At 49.0% G+C, this 3,977-nt stretch carries 4 protein-coding genes and 1 pseudogene; all 5 read right to left on the bottom strand.

Annotated elements, in window-relative coordinates; all coding sequences use genetic code 11:
- Positions 1 to 163 precede the first annotated feature (163 nt).
- Positions 164 to 664 carry a GNAT family N-acetyltransferase gene (locus tag A1OO_RS01575; RefSeq protein ID WP_017004530.1) on the bottom strand — a complete coding sequence of 167 codons (501 nt, stop codon included), beginning with the start codon at positions 662 to 664 and terminating at the stop codon, positions 164 to 166.
- Positions 665 to 738: 74 nt separating this feature from the next.
- Positions 739 to 1,659: a biotin-dependent carboxyltransferase family protein gene (locus A1OO_RS01580; RefSeq protein WP_016962402.1), complete on the bottom strand. Its 921-nt coding sequence runs from the start codon at positions 1,657 to 1,659 to the stop codon at positions 739 to 741.
- Positions 1,649 to 2,344: a 5-oxoprolinase subunit PxpB gene (pxpB, locus tag A1OO_RS01585; RefSeq protein ID WP_017004531.1), complete on the bottom strand. Its 696-nt coding sequence runs from the start codon at positions 2,342 to 2,344 to the stop codon at positions 1,649 to 1,651. The genes A1OO_RS01580 and pxpB overlap by 11 nt, the downstream gene beginning before the upstream one ends.
- Entirely contained in the window at positions 2,331 to 3,071 is a 741-nt protein-coding gene (locus tag A1OO_RS01590; protein WP_017004532.1) for a 5-oxoprolinase subunit PxpA, read from the bottom strand. Before A1OO_RS01590 ends, pxpB begins: the two co-directional genes overlap by 14 nt.
- 78 nt (positions 3,072 to 3,149) lie before the next feature.
- Positions 3,150 to 3,932: pseudogene (locus A1OO_RS01595) on the bottom strand (TRAP transporter large permease subunit); the annotation flags it as partial.
- Positions 3,933 to 3,977 lie beyond the last annotated feature (45 nt).

The following is a 3,977-nucleotide window of genomic DNA, read 5'->3' on the forward strand; positions in this document are numbered from 1 at the left end:
ACCCAAGCAACCTCAAGTGGAACGATTCTGAAGCAATCGCTCACATTCAATTTAGGTCGCTGGAGGATAAAAGGCCGGAGTTACCAGCCTAGTCACTAATACTCGTTAAGCATTATTCACATATCGGATATTAAGCTGGCAAAGTGTGTTTACCCTCTTAATGTTAGAGAAACTTTTCCAGCATCACTTCATCGATATATTGGCCATTAATCTTGGCATGTTTCTTCGCTGTTCCGGCGACTTCAAATCCTTGCTTTAAGTAGGTTGTTAAAGCAGGTTCATTATCGCCACGGACTTGGGCGATCAGCTTTTCAAAACCACGGGCTTTTGCGGTTTCTAATGTCGCGGCGAAAAGTGCTGAAGACACGCCTTGCTGACGATAATTTTCTGCCACATAAGTCGTGATGATGCCGACATGGTCGAGTGCACGAGTGTAACTGGCGAAAGGCTCAACCGTTTGATAGCCAATGAGCGTTGACGACGTTTCATCTTCAGCGACAAGAAAAACCCCGTTCACGGGGAAATACTGAATGAAAAAACCTTGGTCAGACACAGAAAAAGTGGCGACGAGGATAGTGAACTGACCACCTTCAACGATAGGGTTAATGATTTCGGTGATGCCTTTTGCATCCGAAGATAGAACGTTTCTGATGATGAAATTCATGTTTGAAAGGCTTTAATTGAGCTTGGATTGGAAGGAAGCGTAGCGCATTCAACACTTGCTACGCCAATGAAATTTTACCCAAAAATCACGCGATTAAATAACCGCCGTTCGACTTCGGCATCAGCGACGTCCATGGGTGAAAAGCTCACGCTTTGTCCCGGACTGCGCTGCGAAAGCTGGCCTGCCCCCAAGCTGCTAAGACAACCAATTTTTGGGTAGCCGCCGATGGTCTGTCTGTCTTTCATCAAGACAATAGGTTGGCCATCATTGGGTATCTGAATCGCGCCAAACGCGATGCCCTCTGAAATGATGCCATCAAGGCGACTTTTGATGGGCGCACCCGACAGGCGATATCCCATTCTGTCGATGTTCTGGCTCACTTCATACGCACTGGTGAAAAAAGTCATCTGTTCATCGTGAGAAAACGATGCGTTTTGATAGGCGGGCATGACCCCAAGTTCTAATGGCGCATCGTAATGGGGAATCGTCCACTTTGGCGCGCGTTGATCGATCACGTTTACGTGCGGTGTGAAACGTAATACATCGCCTTGTTTGAGTGGTTCGCCATTGCCGTTAAGACCGCCGATTTTTTCGCGCTTTACGGTGGCGACACTGCCGAGCTTTTCTTCACATTCAAACCCGCCTTTCACGGCCAAATAAGCACGTAGTCCCTGTTTGGGTGTACCAAATTCGATGGTGTCGCCTTTTTTCACGGCGTAGGAACACCAACTTCGAACGGGTTTGTCGTTAATACGCGCTGACAAGTCTGCGCCTGTGATCGCAATGCAGGTCGCTGCATTTACGTTGAGCTGAAGCTGACCGAAGGTGATCTCCAACTGGTTAGTGCCAGGCGGGTTATTGAGTAGACGGTTAGCCCAGTAAAAAGCGTGTTCATCCATTGGACCACCCGTGGTGATCCCCAAGTGTTGAAAGCCTATACGGCCGCTGTCTTCAAGCAGGGTCAGTATACCCGGATTGACCACGTCAAAACTCATCTAGTACCCCTCCAAGTTGGATAAATGCATCTCTATCTATCGGGTGAAATTTCACGCGGTTACCCACATTCACGCGAGCGAGAGTTTCACTGTCCCAGTCGATCATGTTTAGCGGCGTTCGTCCTATGATCTGCCAGCCGCCCGGTGTACTACTGGGGTAAATAGCCGTTTGGTTGTCGGCAAGTCCCACACTTCCTGTCGGTACTTTCAGCCGTGGCGTCGATTTTCGTGGCATCACAATGGCGTCATCCACACTGCCGAGATAAGCAAAGCCGGGGCTAAAACCAATGGCATAGACGCGGTATTCCCGTTCACTGTGCAATTTGACGACTGCATCGGCAGTTAATCCGGTTTTGCTGCACACATCCGCCATGTCTAATGCGACGTCTTCACCGTAATAGACCGGGATTTCGACAATCACGTTGTCGCTGTCATTACTCACGGCCTCCGTATGGGTGGCTAAGGCCTGTTTGATGCGTTTGATGATGTCGAATCTGTCCGTTCGGCTGAGATCAAAGCTCACCAATATCGAGTGATAAGAGGGGATGATATCGGTGATTAAATTGCCAAGCGCATGTTGGATTTGAAAAATGGCATGGTTCACTTCTGCTGCCACAGCTTCATCAATCTTATCGCCTAAATACACAATCAATGTCTGTTCATTGACGGCCTCAATTCTTGCCATTTGCCCTCCATAGCCCCAATGCCTGAGCAACCGCAGACGCGTGAGGGCCATCGCCATGAATACAGAGTGTGTCAGCATCGACCTTGAGGGTTTTGCCGCTTAAGGTGGTGACAGTGCCCTGTTCGGTGATTTGTTGCACTTGTCGAAGAATCGCTTCTGCACTGCCATGCACCGCACCTTCAATGCGACGATCAACGAGAAAGCCTTCATCGTCATAGGCGCGGTCTGAAAAGGCTTCGAACAGCAGTTCAATGCCAATCTCTTCTGCCAGATTATTGATGGTGTCACGATGAGGAATGGCCATGACGACCAGGGGACAACCGGGCGCAGTATCTTTCACGGCGCGCATGACCGTGCGTAGTACTTTCATGTCTTTCATCATGGTGTTGTAGAGCGCACCATGGGGTTTCACGTAATCCACGATGGCACATTGCTGGCGACAAATACCCTTGAGTGCGCCTAGCTGGTAGCCCAACCATGCGTAAAGCTCTTCGTCGGTGCAATCAAACTTACGGCGACCAAATCCCAGTAAATCGGGATAACTCGGATGCGCACCAATCGACACGCCATGTTCGCGTGCGAGGGCAACAGTATTGCGCATGATCACGGGATCAGACGCGTGAAAGCCACAAGCAATACTCGCCATGTCGATGCAAGGCATGACTTCGGCGTCTTTGCCCATTGTCCATGCGCCAAAGCTTTCACCCATGTCGCAATTAAGTTTCATTTATGAACTCTCCTTGTTGTTCGCTGCTTTTTTTTATTGAAATGGCCTACCTTTTAGGCCATTTCTTTTTGTCAGCCGCTACCGTTGACTCATGGTGGTAGGCAAATAGGTCACAATTTCCGGGAACACCGAAATCAACACTAACCCTAATAAGATCAGCATAAAAAACGGAAAAGCAGCCCGTGCGACATACAGTATGTTTTTGCCGGTGAGTGCCTGAATAACAAACAAATTGAAACCAACGGGCGGGGTGATTTGCGACAGCTCCACCACCAGAACGATAAAGATACCAAACCAAAGCAGATCGATACCGGCTTGTTGCACCATCGGCATGACAACAGCGACCGTTAATACCACCACGGAAATGCCATCTAAAAAGCAGCCCAGCACCACAAATAAAATGGTGAGATAAAGCAGCAGCTCAAACGGGGATAACGACATGGCCGCAATCCATTCAGCCAATGCGCGTGGAATACCTAAAAAGCCCATTGCCAGCGTCAGAAAGTGTGCGCCAACTAAGATAAACCCGATCATACATGCGCTTTTCACTGCGCCTAGCAAGCTATCTATAAAGCTTTTTTTGGTGAGGGAGCCGGTTAATGCCGCTAACACCATGGCGCCAAATACACCCAGTGCTGCCGCTTCGGTTGGGGTGGTAAAACCGCCGTATATTGAGCCAAGTACAAAGCCGATCAAAATGACAATCGGTAGCAGTTTCTTTAGCGACTTAAAGCGAACAGACCAAGAAATATCTTCACTGGTGTGTTGCGGAACCCCATCTTTGTTAAACATGGCCCAGATGGTGGTGTAACCGACAAACAACAGCATCAACATGATGCCGGGCAGTGCGCCTGCGATAAACCCAAGCAACCTCAAGTGGAACGATTCTGAAGCAATCGCTCACAT

Source organism: Enterovibrio norvegicus FF-33 (assembly GCF_000286835.2).
Lineage (GTDB): Bacteria > Pseudomonadota > Gammaproteobacteria > Enterobacterales > Vibrionaceae > Enterovibrio > Enterovibrio norvegicus_A.

Bases quoted from the DNA above. Each gene is read 5' to 3' on its own strand.
- A1OO_RS01575 (WP_017004530.1), bottom strand. From the start codon at position 664: ATGAATTTCATCATCAGAAACGTTCTATCTTCGGATGCAAAAGGCATC.
- A1OO_RS01580 (WP_016962402.1), bottom strand. From the start codon at position 1,659: ATGAGTTTTGACGTGGTCAATCCGGGTATACTGACCCTGCTTGAAGAC.
- pxpB (WP_017004531.1), bottom strand. From the start codon at position 2,344: ATGGCAAGAATTGAGGCCGTCAATGAACAGACATTGATTGTGTATTTA.
- A1OO_RS01590 (WP_017004532.1), bottom strand. From the start codon at position 3,071: ATGAAACTTAATTGCGACATGGGTGAAAGCTTTGGCGCATGGACAATG.